General features: G+C 58.0%; 18 protein-coding genes. 12 read left to right on the forward strand and 6 right to left on the reverse strand.

The genetic code is table 11. The annotated features are described in order from the left end of the window. The first annotated feature begins 822 nt into the window (after positions 1-822). The 8 genes from FY206_RS21335 to FY206_RS21370 all read left to right on the forward strand — a co-directional run bounded on the left by FY206_RS21335 (position 823) and on the right by FY206_RS21370 (position 8,253). Positions 823-1,365: a fimbrial protein BcfA gene (locus FY206_RS21335; protein ID WP_032642229.1), complete on the forward strand. Its 543-nt coding sequence runs from the start codon at positions 823-825 to the stop codon at positions 1,363-1,365. A 74-nt stretch (positions 1,366-1,439) separates the two neighbouring features. Then, the gene (locus FY206_RS21340; RefSeq protein ID WP_032642231.1) at positions 1,440-2,126 is read left to right on the forward strand and encodes a fimbria/pilus periplasmic chaperone; all 687 of its coding nucleotides are present in this window, start codon (positions 1,440-1,442) and stop codon (positions 2,124-2,126) included. Positions 2,127-2,173: 47 nt separating this feature from the next. Next, entirely contained in the window at positions 2,174-4,801 is a 2,628-nt protein-coding gene (locus tag FY206_RS21345) for a fimbrial biogenesis usher protein (protein WP_045890494.1), read from the forward strand. After that, positions 4,802-5,815, forward strand: a complete 1,014-nt coding sequence (locus FY206_RS21350; RefSeq protein ID WP_045890493.1) for a fimbrial protein — start codon at positions 4,802-4,804, stop codon at positions 5,813-5,815. It abuts the gene before it with no gap. A 9-nt stretch (positions 5,816-5,824) separates the two neighbouring features. Continuing rightward, positions 5,825-6,370 (forward strand): fimbrial protein, encoded by a 546-nt coding sequence (locus tag FY206_RS21355; protein ID WP_032642233.1) that lies wholly within the window; start codon positions 5,825-5,827, stop codon positions 6,368-6,370. 9 nt (positions 6,371-6,379) lie between these two features. Continuing rightward, the gene (locus tag FY206_RS21360; protein ID WP_032642235.1) at positions 6,380-6,910 is read left to right on the forward strand and encodes a fimbrial protein; all 531 of its coding nucleotides are present in this window, start codon (positions 6,380-6,382) and stop codon (positions 6,908-6,910) included. Beyond that, the gene (locus FY206_RS21365) at positions 6,903-7,604 is read left to right on the forward strand and encodes a fimbrial biogenesis chaperone (RefSeq protein WP_045890492.1); all 702 of its coding nucleotides are present in this window, start codon (positions 6,903-6,905) and stop codon (positions 7,602-7,604) included. The genes FY206_RS21360 and FY206_RS21365 overlap by 8 nt, the downstream gene beginning before the upstream one ends. Positions 7,605-7,608: 4 nt before the next feature. Then, a complete protein-coding gene (locus FY206_RS21370; protein ID WP_045890491.1) occupies positions 7,609-8,253 on the forward strand; it encodes a thioredoxin domain-containing protein in 645 nt (214 codons plus the stop codon). A gap of 43 nt (positions 8,254-8,296) precedes the next feature. Here FY206_RS21370 and lsrG read toward each other — a convergent pair whose 3' ends face one another. Genes lsrG through lsrA form a run of 6 tightly spaced genes read right to left on the reverse strand, consistent with a single transcriptional unit; the run spans position 8,297 to position 13,982 of the window. Further along, on the reverse strand, positions 8,297-8,590 hold the full coding sequence (gene lsrG / locus FY206_RS21375; protein ID WP_032642238.1) for a (4S)-4-hydroxy-5-phosphonooxypentane-2,3-dione isomerase: 294 nt from the start codon (positions 8,588-8,590) through the stop codon (positions 8,297-8,299). Then, positions 8,587-9,474: a 3-hydroxy-5-phosphonooxypentane-2,4-dione thiolase gene (lsrF, locus tag FY206_RS21380; protein ID WP_032642241.1), complete on the reverse strand. Its 888-nt coding sequence runs from the start codon at positions 9,472-9,474 to the stop codon at positions 8,587-8,589. The genes lsrG and lsrF overlap by 4 nt, the downstream gene beginning before the upstream one ends. A gap of 11 nt (positions 9,475-9,485) precedes the next feature. Continuing rightward, the gene (lsrB, locus tag FY206_RS21385; RefSeq protein ID WP_032642244.1) at positions 9,486-10,487 is read right to left on the reverse strand and encodes an autoinducer 2 ABC transporter substrate-binding protein LsrB; all 1,002 of its coding nucleotides are present in this window, start codon (positions 10,485-10,487) and stop codon (positions 9,486-9,488) included. A gap of 1 nt (position 10,488) precedes the next feature. Further along, positions 10,489-11,466 carry an autoinducer 2 ABC transporter permease LsrD gene (lsrD, locus tag FY206_RS21390; protein ID WP_032642246.1) on the reverse strand — a complete coding sequence of 326 codons (978 nt, stop codon included), beginning with the start codon at positions 11,464-11,466 and terminating at the stop codon, positions 10,489-10,491. Continuing rightward, a complete protein-coding gene (lsrC, locus tag FY206_RS21395; RefSeq protein WP_032642248.1) occupies positions 11,467-12,498 on the reverse strand; it encodes an autoinducer 2 ABC transporter permease LsrC in 1,032 nt (343 codons plus the stop codon). Next, entirely contained in the window at positions 12,495-13,982 is a 1,488-nt protein-coding gene (lsrA, locus tag FY206_RS21400; protein ID WP_032642250.1) for an autoinducer 2 ABC transporter ATP-binding protein LsrA, read from the reverse strand. The genes lsrC and lsrA overlap by 4 nt, the downstream gene beginning before the upstream one ends. Positions 13,983-14,197: 215 nt before the next feature. On the opposite strand from lsrA, the gene lsrR reads away from it, so the two are divergent. The 4 genes from lsrR (at position 14,198) to FY206_RS21420 (ending at position 20,296) form a co-directional block, all read left to right on the forward strand. Further along, positions 14,198-15,169 (forward strand): transcriptional regulator LsrR, encoded by a 972-nt coding sequence (lsrR, locus tag FY206_RS21405; RefSeq protein WP_032642252.1) that lies wholly within the window; start codon positions 14,198-14,200, stop codon positions 15,167-15,169. Positions 15,170-15,202: 33 nt separating this feature from the next. Next, on the forward strand, positions 15,203-16,789 hold the full coding sequence (lsrK, locus tag FY206_RS21410) for an autoinducer-2 kinase (protein ID WP_032642255.1): 1,587 nt from the start codon (positions 15,203-15,205) through the stop codon (positions 16,787-16,789). A gap of 100 nt (positions 16,790-16,889) precedes the next feature. Next, positions 16,890-18,032, forward strand: a complete 1,143-nt coding sequence (locus tag FY206_RS21415) for an IS481 family transposase (protein ID WP_032638743.1) — start codon at positions 16,890-16,892, stop codon at positions 18,030-18,032. 242 nt (positions 18,033-18,274) lie between these two features. Further along, complete coding sequence (locus tag FY206_RS21420) at positions 18,275-20,296, forward strand: NADPH-dependent 2,4-dienoyl-CoA reductase (RefSeq protein ID WP_032642257.1); 2,022 nt, start codon at positions 18,275-18,277, stop codon at positions 20,294-20,296. Positions 20,297-20,334: the final 38 nt, after the last annotated feature.

The raw sequence follows: 20,334 nt of genomic DNA on the forward strand, positions 1-20,334 counted from the left end.
TCCTGGATTATGTCGCCGGTATGCCGTGTAAAAAGTGCTTATTCTCCGCGACGTCCTTGACGCCCTGACGCGTAAATATAGCTTTGATCCCGCCATATGAGCCTATTCGCGCAAATGTGGTGCGCACATTAACATCGGCACTCGAAAATAGCGGCTTCAAAACAGATTTCTACCTGCTGGATAAGTACGGTAATCAGGATAGCCATCCTGATAATTGTCAAATAAACAACTCAGCCATCAGGAAAATACTGCGCAGACGGCCTGCTCGCAACGTTGCTGGAGTAAAACCTGGCCGCGCTGCGGGCGAGCGTGGAAGAGGTATGACATAAAGACCTACTCTTCAGATGTAGAGGGCGTGTTTTCAATTGTCTATATGATTCAATATTATTTCTTGAATATATTTATAGAAAATTCTGTCATCGCGTTAATTTATCGACCGCATCAATAACTTCACAGCATTAGCCGTCCCTTCGATTTTACAAAATACTACCGACGCATGTAACAGGTATAAAGTACAGTGTTATTATAAACACTAATAACCTTAATAGTACATCAATAAATACAAGGCGTTAAGAATAAAGTAATGCACCACGCCAAAATCATTAATTACAAGTTAATTCATTTTTAAGTAAAAATAATACTAAAGGAGTAGTTCCAATATTGATCTTTTTTTCACCTAAACATAAAATAAACTTCAACGTTGTTTATTTGTAAAGCTAATATCATCCTTCCACTTCACATGCTAACGGATTGAGAAAGCCGTTCCAGACAAATTAAACATCAAATCAACCAAATAGAACTTTATTTAATAAAAGGATTTGTATGAAAAAGAATATTTTGGCACTGGTCACTGCTGCAGCAGTGACGGGCGGTATTTGCGCGAACGCGCAGGCTGATACCGTAACCGTCTCTGGCGGTACCGTTGATTTCGTTGGGCAGGTTGTCAATGCCGCCTGTTCTGTTGCTGCTGATTCTGTCGACCAGACCGTTATTCTGAGCCAGGTTCGTACCGTGAAACTGACGCAGGCAGGGATGCTGGCCAATCAAAAAGAAGATTTCCAGATCAAACTGGAAGACTGTGACACCTCCGTAAGCCAGAACGCGGCGGTCATCTTTAACGCACAGCAAGATGAATCACAGCCCGGCACGCTGGCGAACACTGCAGGCGCTGGCTCCGCGCTGAACGTGGCACTGCAGCTGTTTGGACCAGATGGTAAGAAGCTGAATCTGGGCACGACATCGTCCACGATTAAGTTGATCAACGGCGAAAACATTATCCCTCTGAGCGTTGATTATATCGCCACAGGCGCTGCTGTAGCAGGTAACGTTGCCGCAACCGCAACGTTCCAGATGGTTTACTCCTGATTAATTAACCCGATAACCCTCAGCACGAGGGCTATATAGATCCTTTATTTCTGAAGCAGGTAAGAGAAGTCGTCATGAAGAAAATGTGTAAAATAGCCAGCGGACTCTTATTTGTGTCAGTAATGGTATCAAATGCCTATGCTGGAGGAATTGCCCTGGGCACGACTCGCGTTATTTATCCTCAGGGTGACAAACAAGTTTCACTTCCTGTTATCAACTCTTCAACAAACAACGCTTTTTTAGTGCAATCGTGGGTTGCCAATGCCGATCAGTCTAAATCTTCTGATTTTATCCTGACCCCACCGTTATTTGTCATGCATCCTAAAAAAGAGAATACCATACGGATTATGTACGTCGGGCCTGATTTACCGACCGATCGCGAAAGCGTATTTTACTTAAATAGCAAAGCGATACCTGCGGTGGATAAAAACAACTTGCGCGGAAACACGCTGCAAATTGCCACTCAAAGCGTCATTAAATTATTTGTACGCCCTAAAAAGCTACCGACCCCTTCTATTGATGCGCCGAAAACGCTTCGCTGCCGGGTCGCTAATGGCAAAGTTACCATTACCAATCCATCGCCGTATTACGTCTCGCTGGTGAAGTTTAACGTCGGCACCACGCTGCTTAAGAACAACATGGTTTCACCAAAAAACACGCTTACGGTCGACGTACCCGGTGAACAGGGCGGACAGGTGAGCTTCCAGACGGTTAATGACTTCGGTGCGACTACGCCGGTGCAGTCATGTCCATCCGCCTAGCCGCGGGAACGAACGCTGCGCCACTAACCTCCAGGCATAAACAGACAATGCATCGTAAGCAACAACATTTGTTACACACAGGTAACTATTCGCTGGCGCCCGTAGCGCTGTCAGTCCTGTGTATGTTGGCCTCTTTGGATGCACGGGCAAGTTACTACTTCAACCCTGCATTTCTCTCCAGCGATCCATCCGCGGTTGCAGATTTATCACGCTTCAGCGCTGATGGGCAGGCACCTGGCACATATCGCGTCGATCTGTGGCTAAATGACAATTTTCAGTCAACGCGAGATATTGTCTTCAACGCACGTAAAGCCTCCGCACCAGGCGATGACGATACAGGCCTGACGGCCTGCTTCACGCTGAAATCCTTAGACGATCTCGGCGTAAATGTTCACTCTATTCCTGCGCTGAAAGATGTCTCCCCCGACAGCTGTATCGATATTGCGACGGCCATTCCGGCCGCAAGCGCGCGTTTTAATTTCGAACAGCAGCGTCTGGATCTGAGCGTTCCGCAGGCGGCCATTCGCAACAATGCGCGCGGATACATCCCGCCAGAACAATGGGACGAGGGCATCAATGCCCTGCTACTGAACTATAACTTCAGCGGTTCTCACAGCCGTTCTCAGGGGGAGAACAGTTCAACATCAAAGAACTACTTCCTGAACCTGAACAGCGGGCTCAATCTTGGGCCGTGGCGCCTGCGCGACTACTCGACCTGGAATTACAGCCACTCCGGCTCCAGCAGTTATAACGACTGGGAACACGTTTCAACCTATGCCCAGCGGGCCATTATTCCGCTTAAGAGTCAGCTTACGGTTGGGGAAAACTACACCCCCTCCGAGGTGTTTGATAGCCTGCCCTTTCGCGGCATCCAGCTAAACTCCGATGACAACATGTTGCCAGATAGCATGAAGGGCTTTGCGCCGACTATCCGTGGCATCGCGCGTTCAAACGCTCAGGTCACCGTAAAGCAGAATGGCTATACCATTTATCAAAGCTATGTACCGCCTGGCGCCTTTGCCATTAACGACCTGTTCCCTACCTCCTCCAGCGGTGACTTAACCGTAGAGGTGAAAGAATCGGACGGCAGCATAAACAGCTACTCCGTTCCGTACTCCGCCGTTCCGGTTTTACAGCGCGAAGGCCGCGTAAAGTATGCCGCAACGGTTGCCCGGTATCGCAGCAACAGCAGTCAGCAGAACGATCCGAATTTTGCGCAGGGCACGGTAATTTGGGGCCTGCCAAAAGGCTTTACGGCGTATTCAGGCTCACAATTGTCGTCCAATTATACCGCCCTTGCCCTGGGCGGCGGTGTGAATATGGGCACGCTGGGCGCGGTCTCGGTGGATCTCACCCATGCAAAAAGCGAACTTTCGGATGACTCCACGCACAGCGGGCAATCCATTCGTTTTTTATATGCCAAATCGCTCAATGGCTTAGGCACCAACTTCCAGCTTCTGGGGTATCGCTACTCGACTTCCGGGTTCTATACCCTTAATGAGACAACCTATAAGCGGATGGAAGGGTACAACGGCGATAGCGGTGATAATGAGCACCAGGACGATCAAGACACCACGCCGGTCTGGACGGAATATTACAACCTCTATTACACCAAACGCGGCAAATTGCAGTTCAATATTTCCCAGCAAATTGCGCAGGCTGGCTCAATCTTCCTTACCGGCAGCCAGCAAACGTACTGGCATACTGACAAAAAGAACACGCTTGTGCAGGTCGGATACAGCGGTACAACGGCGGGTATCACCTACAACCTAAGCTACAACTACAACAAAGCCCCCGGTCTGGAGAAGAGCGACAGCATCTATTCTTTGACGCTGTCGCTGCCTATCAGTCTGTGGCTGCACCCCGGCGGGGACGTGACAAAACGTGTCAATAATATGTACGCCACGGCGGGAACGAGTACAGACAATCACGGTAAAGTTTCAAACATCGCGGGTTTGAACGGAACGCTGCTGGAAGATAACAACCTGTCCTATGCCATTCAGCAGGGTTATCAAAATCAAGGGGAGGGAGCCAACGGCTCGCTCAACGCCGAGTATGACAGTGCGTATGGCAATATCAACGCCGGTTATAACTACAGCAACAACGGTGACTATCAGCAGATCAACTACGGGCTTGAAGGCGGCGTTGTCTTACACCGTAACGGCCTCACGCTCAGCCAGCCGCTCGGTGAAACGAATGTACTTATCGCCGCCCCGGGTGCCGGCAATGTGAAAGTTGAGGATGGACCAGGCATCCATACCGACAGTCGCGGCTACGCGATCGTCCCTTACGCCACGGCCTATCACCGTAACCGGATGGCGCTGGATACCAACTCCTTGCAGGACGATCTTGATATTGATGAGGCGGTCGCGCACGTCGTTCCAACTCAGGGCGCTCTGGTGCGCGCAACCTTCAAAGCACGCCAGGGCGCGCGTGCGCTCTTTACCCTGATGCACAACGGCAAGCCCGTGCCGTTTGGCGCAGTGGTTGCCCTCATCGACGAAGGTGGAAATACCATTGTCGGCGAAAATGGCGAAGCCTACCTGTCGGGTCTGAGCCAGAAAGGGTCACTCCACGTCCAGTGGAGCGACGCAGTTGACGGCCAGTGCAACGCAAATTATCAGTTACCCGAAACGAAGCAAACTCTGGTTCGTTTGAAAGCGGAGTGTAAGTAAATGCTCAAACCTTCATCAACGTTATTACTCATTCTGCTGACCTCCTTCAACTGTCTGGCAAGCGTTTGTCATAACGTCAAGAATGCTGCCTCTCTGGTGAATTACGATTTAACAACAACGCTCACCAAGGAACAAAACCAGCTTGGCCAGGCGACTGAAATGACTAAGTCTCAGTTTGTTGGCGTAGACGCGATATGTCCTGAGTACGATCCTACTAACACCGATAGTCGAACATATCGAAGCTACACCACCAGCTTCCCCGTGGTTGAAACCGACGGACAATGGCAGTACTTAACACTCGATCCAGAGTATATAAACGGCGCCATGAGCATTACCGACACCGACGCTGGGGTTTTCTATCCCCCCATTAACTACATTCATATGGGTCGAAACACGCAGGTAAATAGGCTAAAAAGTTTCGGGGTTTATGACTCGAATTTAACGTTCCGGTTAAAGGTCGTTAAGCCGTTTATTGGTTCCGTGGTCATTCCAGCCAGAACGATGTTTAACGTCTATGTCACGACCAATAATAAAGACCCGCTTTCTACCATCGTTTACCAAATTACTTACAGTGGTGTTGTCACCGTTCCGCAAAACTGCGAAATCAACGGCGGTCAGATTATCACCGTTGATTTAGGGAAGCTGAATAGCGCCGCCTTTAACGAGGCGGGGAAAAAGCCGTATAACGTGCCAGAGAAAACCTTCAACGTGCCCATTGCCTGCAACGGCGACGTCATTTCTCCAGCGCATCTGACATTGCGTATGCAAGCCACGCCAGACAGCCATATTGCCGACGCCATTGCGACGGATAACCAGGATGTTGGCGTAGTGGTCACCAGTGAAAACGGTTCAATTTTAAAGCCCAACGATATCAACAGCAGCGTCGATTTCACGACCAATGACGCAGGCAACGCCAACATTACGCTGAAAACCTATCCTGTCAGTACGACCGGTAACGCGCCAGCGGAAGGGATATTTACGGCACTTGCCTGTTTGCGAGTCGATTTTGCCTAGGTGCGATGCATGAAAACATTCTTGTTAAAAGTAATAACGCTGTTGGCTTTGCTCAATACTCTTGCCGCGTACGCCGACAGTGGGGCGGTCTATAACCTGCGTGTGACGGGAACCATCATCAGCGAGTCCTGTGAAGTCGACACATCAAGCCAGGAGCAAAGCGTCTCACTGGGTGAGTTCGATAGCAGCGATTTCCCATCAACTGGAGCGACATCGGCATGGGTGCCGTTTAATATTCAGTTGAAAAATTGTTCAAAAGCAATCAACGGGACCAAAATCTGGTTTAGTGGCCTGGCCGATACTGACAACCCGGCGCTGCTTGCGTTAAGCGACACGGGCAAAGGAACAGGCAGCACGATGGCGACAGGTCTCGGTGTGGAAATTAGCGATGCGGACCAGAGCATAGTGCCCATTAACAATACTGAATCAGCTACCTTTACGCTTCGGACCGGTGATAACGAACTGACATTCAACCTGCGTTATAAATCAACCCGTCAGGACATGACGCCGGGGGACGCGACCGCCGTGATGTATTTTGACCTTCTTTATCAATAAGAGCGCGCCATGAAACCAATAATCTTCTGGATCGTTGCCACCGTTTATACAGGGTTTGCCTTCTGCCTGCCCGTCCAGGCGCATGACGGCACGGTCTATATTAATGGCAAAATCAACCAACGAACCTGTACCGTCGCCACCGACTCTCAGGCACTGCTTGTCAAAATGGGGAACGTTCAGCGCAATCAATTCACTCAGGTCGGCGACAGTAGCTATTACGAATCCTTTACGATAAATCTGGAAAACTGCCAGGGTTCAAAGCAGAACATGAGCATCAGCTTTGAAGGTGCGCCTGATAAGAGCAATCCTTCCCTTCTTGCCCTTACACCCGACGCTGCCAGCGCGACGGGGATAGGCATTGGGATCTATAATCAGGATAAAACGCTTATTCCCATGGGCAAACCCAGCTCAACGCTTACGCCCGCGCAGGCCAGCGATACGCTGGCGTTTATCTTCTTTGCTCGCTATGTCTCGACTGTCACAGACGTGACGACCGGGACGGCCAACGCGTCCACCACGTTTATCGTCAATTATGCTTAATTTTCCCGGCATCCTGCTCAGCGCCTGCGCGTTGCTTACCGCCGTGCCCGCCGCTCACGCTGGCGTGGTTATCAGCGGAACGCGTTTCATTTATCCGGCGGGCGAGAAATCAATCACCTTCACGGTACGTAACCCGTCGACAAGCACGTGGCTGATTCACACGAAAGTCAATGCGGGAGGCAGTTGGAAAGGCGCGGACCAGCCTGAGACGACACAAAACACGTTCATTGCCACCCCGCCGCTTTTTACCCTCAGACCCGACCGGGAAAATACCGTCCGCCTGACCTTTACCGACGGTGCGCTGCCGACCGATCGTGAGTCACTTTTTACCCTGATTGTCGCGGCCATTCCTGAGGGGAAAAATGGGGGCAACAGCGTGCAGACTGCGGTTCGCTCCCGCTTCAAGCTCTTCTATCGCCCGGCCAAACTGCCCGGCGAACCTGACGGCGCCTACCAGGCATTACGCTGGTCATACGGTAATGGCGCAGTGACCGTGGAAAACCCAACGCCCTATTACGTCACGCTGTTTCAACTTTCGCTCAATGATAAAAAATTGGCCGACAGCGGCCTCGTTGCTCCTTACGCAAAGCGCACCTTCGCAGGATGCCAGCAGGCAAGCCGCTGTGATATCCGCTGGCACGCTATCAACGAGTACGGACGCATTCTGCCCGAAATCACTCGACATGTGAGATAACCCTATGAAAAACCCTTTCCTCCCTCTCGCGCTTTGCGTATCACTCTTCCCCGCCTTTCAGGCTAGCGCAGAGCCGGCCAACACGCTCACGCCGCAACAAATCGAGCAAACGGGCAAAGCTGCGGAAGCCTGGTTTGAAGCGCATCCTGAAAAAATGGGCGAGATTGTTGCGACCTACCTGGCAGAGCATCCTGAGTTTCTGGTGGCTGCTGGTGAAAATCTTCGTCAGCGCCAGCAGGTAGCTCAGCAGCAGGCCTTCGTGCAGGCCGCGCTGCACCAGCGCGATGCTCTGCTCAACGGCAAAAGTCCGGAACATGGCCCAAAAACAGCGAAAGCAGCCGTTATCGCCTTCCTGGATGAGACGAGCCCGGCAGGCCAGGCGGCCAGTGAAATGCTTAGCAATGTCGAAAAATCAAACCCGGACGTGCGCTTCATTTTTAAAGCGTTGGCTGCGACCGACAAGCAGCCGCTCGCGGCTGCCGTGCAGGAAACAAACGTCGCCCTGGCTCAGGCGATGAGTTTCACCGTCACGCCAGCGTTCGTCGTGATGCCGCAGGAGCAAGATCCGGAGATCCATCGGGTGAGCGTAATGAGCGGCAACGTCTCCGAAGAGGCGCTGATCATGGCAATCCAGAAAGCGAAGAAATAAGAACATTATGGCCGGGCGGTCCGCTATCCGCCCGGCAAAGCCACTACTCCGGCAACAATCCTACAAAACTGCGTTTTTTGCGCGGCTCTGACATCAATTCCTCAAGCTTATCCACGCACGCCAGATAGTGCGGGGTTTGCTTATGCGCCAGCACCGCTTCTTCATCTTTATAGGCTTCGTAGATAAAGAACCGGGTTTTCACCCTCGGATCCTGCAGCACGTCAAAGCGCAGGTTTCCCGGCTCCTTAATCGCCCCCTCGTGGTTGGCGCGAAACACCGTCAGAAACTCGTCTACCCGCTCGGGCTTGATGTTGATCTCCACTAACGTCACGTTCATTTTGCTTCTCCCTGTTTCTCTTCCTGCCAGAACTGGAACGCTTCACGGGCGCTCATGCTCTCGTGAACCACTTTTTTCACCGCCTTCAGCATGGCGAGCGGCGCGCTGGACTGGAAGATGTTGCGCCCCATGTCCACGCCGGACGCGCCCTGGTCAATCGCGCGCCAGCACATCTCCAGCGCCTCGTGCTCCGGCAGCTTTTTGCCGCCGGCGATGACGATGGGCACCGGGCAGCTGGCGGTGACTTTTTCAAAACCCTCGTCCACGTAGTAGGTTTTGACGAACTGCGCCCCCATTTCGGCGGCGATGCGGCTGGCGAGCGAGAAATAGCGCGCGTCGCGCGCCATCTCTTTCCCCACCCCCGTCACCGCCAGCGTCGGCATGCCGTAGCGTGCGCCCGCGTCCACCAGCTTGATGATGTTGTTGATCGACTGATGCTCGAACTCGCTGCCGATATAGACCTGCGCCGCGACCGCGCAGACGTTCAGGCGCAGGGCATCCTCCATTGCCACCGCCACGCACTCGTTGGACAATTCGCCCAAAATCGAGTTACCGCCGGAGGCGCGCAGCACGACCGGCTTGTTGGTGGCCGCAGGCACGGTGCTGCGCAGGATGCCGCGGGTGCACATCAGCACGTCGGTTTCGCCAAACAGCGGGGCGATGGAGAGATCGATACGCTCAAGGCCGGTGGTCGGCCCCTGGAAATAGCCGTGATCAAAGGCCAGCATCACCGTGCGGTTGCTTTGCGGGTTGAAGATGCGCGAAAGCCTGGACTGCATGCCCCAGTCCAGCGAGCCGCAGCCCTTCAGCGTGAACGGCACGTTGACCTGCGGCGTGCCGATGCCAAAATCCTTCCCGTCTTTGATGTCGTCTAAATCAGCCATTTGCTCCCCCGTCAGAAATCGTATTTGCTGATGTTCTCTTTGGTGAACACCACGCGCTCCGGCAGCAGCACGATGCCGTTGCCCTTAGCCTCATACTGGTAGCCCTGCACGCTGTTTGGCTCGACCTTCAGCGAGCCGAGATCTTTCACCTCTACGCTGTCGCCAACGTTAAGATCGCCTTTTTTCAGTAAACGATCGGCGACATTGACCGCAATTTTTCCCTGTTGCACCACGTCCCACAGGCCGAAGGCTTTTACCGTGCCGCGCTCCACGTACGGGCGCATCACGTTCGGCGTGCTGAACCCGACAATCGCTACCCCTTCCCGCTTCAGGTTTTCCGCCGCCTGCGCCGCCGCCGGCAGCGCGTTGGCGTCCGGGGCAACGATCGCATCCAGATCCGGATACGCTTTTAGGATCCCCTCGGCGGTCTGCAGGGATTTGGTGGCATCGTTATAGCCAAACTGGGTGGTGACGATCTGCCACTGGGGATGATCTTTCTCGATTTTGGCCTTCGCCTCTTTTACCCACTGGTTCTGGTCGGTGACCGTCGGGCTGGAGTAGAAGAATGCCACTTTGGCATTGGGTTTGGTGACCTGCTTGCCCGCCATCTCCACCAGCAGGCCGCCGAGCTGTTCCGGCGTCCCCTGGTTGATGTAAATACTGCGGCACTCCGGTTTGGTGTCGGAATCCCAGGTCAGCACCTTGACGCCGCGCTGCATCGCGCGCTTGAGTGCCGGGCATAATCCGTCCGGCGACACGGCGGAGACGATAATCGCGTTGTAGCCCTGGTTAACGAAGTTGTTGATGAGCTGCACCTGGCCGGAAACGCTCGGCTCGGTTGGGCCGTCGTAGGTGACGTCCACGCCAAGATCCTTCCCCGCCTCTTTCGCGCCGTTGCCGCCGCTGGTGAAGAAGCCGACGCCCACCAGTTTCGGGATAAAGGCAATGCGGTCCGCCGCCTGCGCCGAGGCGAAGCTGAGGGCCATTGCCAGGACGAGCAGTTTTGTTTTCATCTTACGCTCCGGATAGTTTTTTAAAGAGAGAACGCACCCATTCGCGGTGCAGACTCAGCGAACGTCCCATCACCACCACAACCAGCAGCGCCCCTGACAGCGCGCTCGATACCTGGTTGGGGATGCCGACCATCTGTAAACCCTGCTGCAGGTAGCCCACCAGCAGCGCCGCCAGCGCCGTCCCCACAACCGAACCTGACCCGCCGTAGATATTCGCTCCGCCGAGCACGGCGGCGGTGAGCGCGGGCATCAGCAAATCGCGCCCCAGATCCGAACGCGCGGAGCCGAAATAGGAGACCATCACCAGCGCGGCAATCGCCGAAGCCACGCCCACCAGACCGTACAGCGCGTAGGGCATACCGTTAACCGACAGCGCCGCATAGCGCGCCGCGCGGGGGTTTTGCCCAATCAAAAACAGATGACGACCAAAGCGCCCGCGGTGGGTAATGAGCCAGAAGAAGACGGTAATCACCGCGAACAGCACCAGTGGGATCGGCAAGCCCAGCACCGTGAGGTTAGCGAAGGCGGTAAAGCTGTCCGGGAAGCCGCCGATGCCCTCATAGCCCGTCGCCCCCGCCATGCCGGAAAGCAGCAGCGCCCCGCCGCCGTAGAGGTAGAGCGTGCCGAGGGTGATAACCAGCGGGCTGATGCCGGTGTAGTGGATCAGCGCCGCATTCACCAGCCCGCACAGCAGGCCGAGCAGCAGCGTCAGCGGAATGGCCACCGCCATCGGCCACCCGGCCTGCATCATCACCCCCAGCGCGATGGCGCACAGGCCGATGGTCGATCCCAGCGAGATGTCGATCCCGCCGCTGACGATCACCAGCGTAAGCGGCAGCGCCACAATCCCGATGCAGATAAAATCGCTGGTGCTGAACAGCAGCATGTTGACGTCGAGCATGCGCGGGTTGATGGCGCCAAAGAGCAGGATCTCCAGCACCAGCAATATCAGCAGCGCGCTCTCCCAGTTAAGCCTCATTTACGCCACCTCTTTTTTGCGTTTGGGAAACGGGGTGACGTGCTTTCCCCCTCTGTTACCCGGCTGGAAACGACCGTACTTCAGCGCCCGCTGGTGGCGCGCCAGCGCCTGACGCAGCCGCCCGTCGAGCACCAGCACGCCCAGCAGCACCAGCCCGGCGATAAAGTCGTTCCACCACGCAGGGAGCCTGAACAGCACCAGCACGGTGTCGATTTGCGTCAGGAAGAACGCGCCGAGCAGCGCGCCAATCAGCGTGCCCGTGCCGCCCAGCAGCGAAATACCGCCGAGCACGCAGGCAGCGATGGCCTTCATCTCCAGCCCGCTGCCGGTCTGATTGGGGACAAAACCAATCTGCGCGGCAAAGACGATCCCGGCGCAGGCCGCCAGCATGCCGTTGAGGGTAAAGGCAATCATGCGGGTGCGGTTCACCGCCACGCCCAGCTGGCGCGCGGCGGCGAGGTTATCCCCGACGGCGTAGAAATCACGACCGAACGCGGTGCGCGACAGCGTCCACGCCCCTGCGGCTGCGACGATCAACACCACCACACCGAGCGGCGAAATGCCGATGGCAAGCGGTTCGGAGAGGGATTTCAGCCCCGGCGGCAGCCTTTCAATCCACTTCCCGCCGGTCCAGAGCAGCATCGCCCCGCGATACAGCCCCAGCGTGCCGAGGGTGGCGACAATCGCCGGAATGCGCAGCCCCACCACCAGAAAGCCGTTGAACGCCCCGGCCAGCGCGCCGATGGAGAGCGCGAAGAGAATGGAAACGGACAGGCTGTAGCCGCCGTTGAGCGCCACGCCGACGGCGATGGCCGACAGCCCAACGGTCGAGCCAACTGAAACGTCAATATTGCGGGTCAGCATCACCAGCGCCGCGCCGATAGCCAGCAGGATCAGGATCTGCGAGCTGGCGAAGATCATCCCCAGCGTCTGTAAGCTCAGGTAGGACGGGTTCAGCGCCACCAGCACGGCGAACAGCGCCAGAATGGCGAGAAGCGCGCTCAGCTCGCGGTTTTTCAGTAAGGTCTTCATGATTGCCCCCCGAACGCCAGCGCCATCATCCTGTCGAGGCTGACGGCATGACGCGGCAGCTCGCCGCTCAGTACGCCCTGATGCATCACCAGCACGCGGTCCGCGAGCCCCGGGAACTCGTCGAGATCGCTTGAGATCATCAGCACCGCGACGTTCTGCGCCGCCACGCTTTTTATCAGCTGGTAGATGTCGGCGCGCGCCGAGACGTCCACGCCGCGCGTCGGTTCATCGACAATGAGTAATAGCGGATTGGCCTCCAGACAGCGCGCCAGCAGCACCTTCTGCTGGTTGCCGCCGGAGAGCGTGCGCACGGTTTGATCCGCATGGTTGAGCTTGATCCCGAGCGCCCGGTGATAGCGCTCCACCACCGCAGACTCCCGCTTGCGCTGCTGCCATAGGGACGGCTCGTTCAGCGCCACGGTGTTCCAGCGGATCGGCGCGTCAAGGAACAGGCCGGACACCTGCCTGTCTTCCGGCAGGTAAACCAGGCCTTTCTCCAGCCGAGAACTGACCGGATCGCCGGTGATATCCTGATTCTCGAGCCAGACGCGACCTCCGCGCACCGGACGCAGGCCGTAAAGGGTTTCGGCAAACTCGGTGCGCCCGGATCCCACCAGCCCGGCCAGGCCGACGATCTCTCCCGCGTAGATCTCAAGGCTCAGATCGATAAACCCCTCCCCGGTGAGATCCTCCACGCGCAGCACCGGGAAATCCTGCGGCTGGGTGCGCCGGTTGCCCGGCAGCGCCAGCCACAGCTTTTGCGTATCGCTCAGGGATTTCTCCCGGCTCACCGGCGTCATGGCGGCGATCAGGGCGCTATCGTCAAACTGCGCGGTTTCGCCGCTCAGCACCACCGCGCCGTCGCGCATCACCGAGACGTGGCTCGACAGCAGGCGGATTTCCGGCAGCTTGTGGGAGATAAACACGATCCCGACGCCGAGCGCCTGCATCGCGCGGATCTGGCGGAACAGGCGTTCGGTTTCGCCCGGCGTGAGGGAGGCGGTAGGTTCGTCGAGGATCAGGATCCTGGCGTTGCGCATTAGCCCACGCAGGATCTCCACCATCTGCTGATCCGCCACTTCCAGGGTGCTGGCGGCGGCGTCGAGGTTAAGCCGGCACTGCAGCTGCTCGAGTTTTTCCGCCAGCCGCTTTTCACGATCGCGTTCGCGCGGCAGGCGAAACAGGATGTTTTCCCGCACCGTCAGGTTGGGGAACAGCATCGGCTCCTGCGGCACCAGGTAAATGCCGAGCCTGTGCGCCTGCGCGGGCGTAAGGCGTGCAAAAGACTCCCCTGCAACCGAAAGTTCACCGCCGTCCGGCGTCTCAACCCCGGCGATGATCTTCATCAGCGTCGATTTTCCCGCGCCGTTCCCGCCCATCAGCGCGTGCACCTGGCCCGCAAGCAGCGTGAAATCAATGCTTTTTAGAACCGGCACGCCGGAGAACTGCTTGCTGATACTTCGCGCGTCGAGAAGTGGGGTCATCATCGCTCCGCTATTGAACAAATGATTTTTAGATTTAATAATGTTCAAAAGCGTAGACGGTGAACTATATTTACAACCGTGCAGGGATCACAGTTTTATCGATTGAGATTCAGATAAACCAGAAACGATCGAAATGATCCGTTTTGTCGCGTGGCTCACACTTTCCCTTCGCGCCATCACGAACATATGATCTAAATTTTTATAAGAGTTCAACTATGAGCGATAAACGCACTGCGGAAGAAGGACGGTTTGCCGGGCTGGCGCTGGCGGAAGAGGAGCTGGTCGCGCGCGTGGCCTGGTGCTACTACCACGACGGACTGACCCAGAACGACATCGGCGAGCGGCTCGGGCTGCCGCGTTTGAAGATCTCCCGCCTGCTGGAGAAGGGCCGCCAGTCCGGGGTGATCCGCGTGCAGATCAACTCCCGCTACGAGGGCTGCCTGGCGCTGGAGACCGAGCTACAGCAGCGCTTCGGCCTGAAGCTGGTGCGCGTCATGCCCGCGTTAAATACGCCGCCGATGAGCGTGCGGCTCGGTATTGGCGCGGCGCAGTCGCTGATGGGCGTGCTGGAGCCCGGCCAGCTGCTGGCGGTGGGCTTTGGTGAAACCACCATGATCAGCCTGCAGCACCTGAGCGGCTTTATCAGCTCGCAGCAGATCCGCCTGGTGACGCTCTCCGGCGGCGTCGGGCCGTATATGACCGGTATCGGCCAGCTGGACGCGGCCTGCAGCGTCAGCATGATCCCCGCCCCGCTGCGCGTGTCATCCGCCTCCGTTGCCGGGATCTTAAAGCGCGAAACCAGCGTGCGGGACGTGATCCTCGCGGCCACCGCCGCCGACGTGGCGGTGGTTGGGATTGGTTCGGTGAACCAGCGCCGCGACGCCACGATACTGCGCTCCGGCTACATCAGCGAAGGTGAACAGCTGATGTACGCCCGCAAAGGCGCGGTCGGCGACATTCTCGGCTATTTCCTCAATGCCGAAGGCGAATGCGTTGAGGAGCTGGAGATCCACAAAGAATTACTCGGCGTCACGCTCGATGAGCTGGCGCAGCTGCCCACCATCGTTGGCGTGGCCGGCGGGGAAGAGAAAGCCGATGCGATTTATGCCGCACTGAAGGGTCGCCGTATCAATGGCCTGGTGACGGAGGAGACGACAGCCCGCGCGGTGCTGGCTCTGGCCGAATAAGAGCCCGACCTGCGCAAACAGCGAGGCAAGCTCATGAGCTACCTTTTAGCGTTAGATGCAGGGACCGGCAGCGTTCGCGCCGTGATTTTCGATTTGCAGGGCAACCAGATTGCCGTCGGCCAGGCCGAGTGGAAGCACCTGAGCGTGGAGAATGTGCCGGGATCGATGGAGTTCGACCTCGACACCAACTGGCGGCTGGCCTGCCAGTGCATTCATCAGGCGCTTGCGCGCGCGCAGCTTGGCCCGGCGGATATTCAGTCCGTCGCCTGCTGCTCGATGCGCGAAGGGATCGTACTGTATGACCGCAACGGCGAGGCCATCTGGGCCTGCGCCAACGTCGACGCCCGCGCCAGCCGCGAGGTGGCCGAACTCAAAGAGATCCACGACAACCGCTTTGAATCCGAAGTGTATGACGTCTCCGGGCAGACGCTGGCGCTGAGCGCCATGCCGCGCCTGCTGTGGCTGGCGCACCACCGCCCGGACATCTACCGCAACGCCGCCACCATCACCATGATCGGCGACTGGCTGGCGGCGAAGCTCTCCGGCGAGCTGGCGGTTGACCCGTCGAACGCGGGCACCACCGGCATGCTGGACCTCTTCTCCCGCGACTGGCGTCCGGCGCTGCTCGACATGGCCGGGCTGCGCGCCGATATCCTCTCCCCGGTGAAAGAGACCGGTACCCTGCTGGGTGCCGTTACCCGTGAAGCCGCACAGCAGAGCGGCCTGCGCGAGGGTACGCCGGTGGTGATGGGCGGCGGCGACGTGCAGCTGGGCTGTCTGGGGCTGGGCGTGGTTCGCGCCGGGCAAACGGCGGTGCTGGGCGGCACCTTCTGGCAGCAGGTGGTGAACCTCCCCCAGGTACGCACCGACCCGGACATGAACATCCGCATCAACCCGCACGTGATCCCCGGCATGGCGCAGGCGGAGTCGATCAGCTTCTTCACCGGGCTGACCATGCGCTGGTTCCGCGACGCCTTCTGCGCGGAGGAAAAGCTGATTGCCGAGCGGATGGGAGTGGACACCTATTCCCTGCTGGAAGAGATGGCGAGCCGCGTGCCGGCGGGCTCCCACGGGGTGATGCCGATCTTCTCCGACGCGATGCATTTTAAGCAGTGGTACCACGCCGCGCCGTCGTTTATTAACCTCTCCATCGACCCGGAAAAGTGCAACAAAGCGACGCTGTTCCGCGCCCTGGAGGAGAATGCGGCAATCGTTTCGGCCTGCAACCTGGTGCAGATTTCGCGCTTCTCCGGCGTGACGTTTGACAGCCTGGTGTTTGCGGGTGGAGGCTCGAAGGGGGCCCTGTGGAGCCAGATTTTAAGCGACGTCACCGGCCTGCCGGTGCGCGTGCCGGAGGTCAAAGAGGCGACGGCGCTCGGCTGCGCCATTGCCGCCGGCACCGGCGCGGGGCTGTTTGCCGATATGGCCTCGACGGGCGAGCGGCTGGTGAAGTGGAGCCGGGAATTTACGCCGAACCCGGCGCACCGTGAGCTGTACGACGGCATGATGCAGAAATGGCAGGCGGTGTATGCCGACCAGCTTGGGCTGGTGGACAGCGGGCTGACGACGTCGATGTGGCAGGCGCCGGGGCTGGTGTGCGACACACGCCCCTCACCCTAACCCTCTCCCCCTGTACAGTCCGGGGACATAGTGAACACTTGTTCGGGGACATGGTAGACACTTACAACTAAGGCATAAGAACCCGTTTATGGAGTCGCTTATGCCGTGGGATGCGAGAGATACCATGTCATTACGTACCGAGTTTGTTTTGTTCGCCTCGCAGGACGGGGCGAACATCCGTTCCCTCTGCCGTCGCTTCGGCATTTCACCTGCTACCGGCTACAAGTGGCTTCAGCGCTGGGCTGTCGAGGGCGAACCCGGCCTGCAGGACCGCCCCCGCACGCCGCATCATTCCCCCAACCGCTCGTCTGACGACGTCACCGCCCTGCTGCGCATGGCACATGAGCGTCATGAACGCTGGGGCGCCCGCAAGATTAAGCGCTGGCTGGAAGACCAGGGACACCGTATGCCTGCCTTCAGCACTGTCCATAACCTGATGGCCCGTCACGGCCTGCTGCCCGGCACGGCTCCGGGTATTCCGGCCACCGGACGGTTCGAACATGACGCCCCGAACCGGCTCTGGCAGATGGATTTTAAGGGGCACTTCCCCTTTGGCGGCGGCCGTTGCCATCCGCTCACCCTGCTCGACGACCACTCCCGTTTTTCCCTGTGCCTCACACACTGTACCGATGAACGGCGTGAGACCGTGCAGCAACAGCTGGTCAGCGTCTTTGAACGCTACGGCCTGCCGGACCGGATGACGATGGATAACGGCTCACCGTGGGGCGACACAACCGGCACCTGGACGGCGCTGGAGCTGTGGCTGATGCGCCACGGTATCCGGGTGGGCCATTCCCGGCCTTATCATCCGCAGACGCAGGGCAAGCTGGAGCGTTTTCACCGCAGCCTGAAGGCGGAAGTGCTGCAGGGGAAATGGTTCGCGGACAGCGGCGAGCTGCAGCGTGCCTTCGACCACTGGCGGACGGTCTATAACCTTGAACGCCCGCACGAGGCGCTGGATATGGCGGTCCCGGCCTCACGCTATCAGCCGTCTGCGCGGCAGTACGGCGGCAGCGTGACGCCCCCGGAATATGATGAAGGTGTGCTGGTCAGGAAAGTGGATATCAGCGGGAAGCTGAGCTTACAGGGAGCCAGTCTGAATGCAGGAAAGGCGTTCAGGGGAGAACGGGTGGGGCTGAAGGAGACGCAGGAGGATGGCTGCTATGAAGTGTGGTGGTACAGCACGAAAGTGGGGGTGATCGACCTGAAGAAAAAGTCGATCACCATGGGTAAAGGATGTTAAAAAGTGTTCACCATGTCCCCGAACACCTGTCTACCATGTCCCCGGACCGTACACCCCCGAGGGGAGAGGGGACTGCTCCGTGCGGCCTTTCACCCTCTCCCCTCTGGGGAGAGGGCCGGGGTGAGGGGAAGTTCTTTGAGATCTATCACAATCATTCGATCCCGCTTTTACCTTTCCGCTGCCGCTGGCTAAATTAGTAACTCATCCGACCACATAACAATAATTTTACACTGGAAGAGACTATGAGCCGCTACCCGTCGTTATTCGCCCCCCTCGATCTGGGGTTCACCACCCTTAAAAACCGCGTGTTAATGGGCTCGATGCACACCGGTCTGGAGGAGCATCCGGACGGGGCCGAGCGTCTGGCGGCTTTCTACGCCGAGCGCGCCCGCCACGGGGTGGCGCTGATCGTCACCGGCGGCGTCGCCCCTGCCCCTTCCGGCGTCGGCATGGAAGGCGGCGCGGTGCTGAACGACGCGTCACAGCTGCCGCACCACCGCATCGTGACCGACGCGGTACACCGCGAGGGCGGCAAAATCGCCCTGCAAATCCTGCACACCGGACGCTACAGCTATCAGCCGAACCTGGTCGCACCGTCGGCTATTCAGGCGCCGATTAACCGCTTTAAACCTCACGCCCTCACCCACGACGAGATCCTCGCGCTGATCGACGACTTTGCCCGCTGCGCGGCGCTGGCGCGTGAAGCAGGTTATGACGGCGTCGAAGTCATGGGCTCAGAAGGTTATCTGATCAACGAATTCCTTGCCGCCCGCACTAACCAGCGCGAGGACGAATGGGGCGGCGACTACGTCCGCCGCATGCGCTTTGCCGTAGAAGTGGTGCGCGCGGTGCGCGAACGAACAGGAACAGATTTTATTATCGTCTTCCGCCTGTCGATGCTCGACCTAGTGGAGGGAGGCGGCACGTTCGACGAAACCGTGCAGCTGGCGCAGGCGATTGAAGCCGCGGGTGCCACCATCATTAACACCGGCATCGGCTGGCACGAGGCGCGCATCCCTACCATCGCCACGCCGGTGCCGCGCGCGGCCTTCAGCTGGGTGACGCGCAGGCTGAAAGGCAAAGTGTCTGTTCCGCTGGTCACCACCAACCGCATTAATGACCCGCAGGTGGCGGACGATGTGATATCGCGCGGCGATGCCGACATGGTGTCGATGGCGCGGCCGTTCCTTGCTGATGCCGAGCTGCTGTCCAAAGCGCAAAGCGGACGCGCGGATGAGATCAACACCTGCATCGGCTGTAACCAGGCCTGCCTGGATCAGATCTTCGTCGGCAAGGTGACCTCCTGCCTCGTCAACCCGCGCGCCTGCCACGAAACTAAAATGCCGGTCGTTCCGGCGGCCAGCATAAAACGCCTGGCCGTCGTGGGCGCGGGTCCGGCGGGCCTGGCGTTTGCAGTGAATGCCGCCTGGCGCGGCCACAGCGTGACGCTATTTGACGCCGCAGGCGAGATTGGCGGGCAGTTTAATATCGCCAAACAGATCCCCGGCAAAGAGGAGTTCTACGAAACGCTGCGCTACTACCGCCGGATGATCGACCTGACGGGCGTCGAGCTGCGGCTCAATCAGTTTGTCAGCGCGGCGGATCTGATCGGTTTTGATGAGGTGATTCTGGCGAGCGGGATCGTGCCGCGCACGCCTGCGATCGCCGGTATCGATCATCCAAAAGTGCTGAGCTATCTGGACGTATTGCGGGACAAAACGCCGGTTGGCGAGAAGGTAGCCATTATCGGCTGCGGCGGAATTGGCTTTGATACCGCCATGTACTTAAGCCAGCCGGGCGAGGCCACCAGCCAGAACATTGCCGAGTTTTGCGTGGAATGGGGCATTGATACCAGCCTGAGCCAGTCCGGCGGCCTGCGTCCGGAAGGGCCGCAGCTGCCGAAAAGCCCGCGCCAGATCGTGATGCTGCAGCGTAAAGCCAGCAAGCCGGGCGAAGGGCTGGGCAAAACCACGGGCTGGATCCACCGCGCCACCCTGCTCTCGCGCGGGGTGAAGATGATCCCGTCGGTGAGCTACGAAAAGATCGACGACGAGGGCCTGCACGTTACGATCGGCGGCGAGCCGCAGCTGCTGCGCGTGGATCACGTGATTTTGTGTGCCGGGCAGGAGCCGAAGCGCGATCTGGCGGATCCGCTGCGCGAGGCCGGTAAAACCGTTCATCTGATTGGCGGGTGCGACGTGGCGATGGAGCTGGACGCGCGGCGCGCGATTGCGCAGGGGACGAAGTTGGCATTAGCGATTTGATTTTTCCCCTCACCCTGGCCCTCTCCCCAAAGGGGCTA

It is taken from the genome of Enterobacter chengduensis (genome assembly GCF_001984825.2).
In the GTDB taxonomy this organism is placed as follows: domain Bacteria; phylum Pseudomonadota; class Gammaproteobacteria; order Enterobacterales; family Enterobacteriaceae; genus Enterobacter; species Enterobacter chengduensis.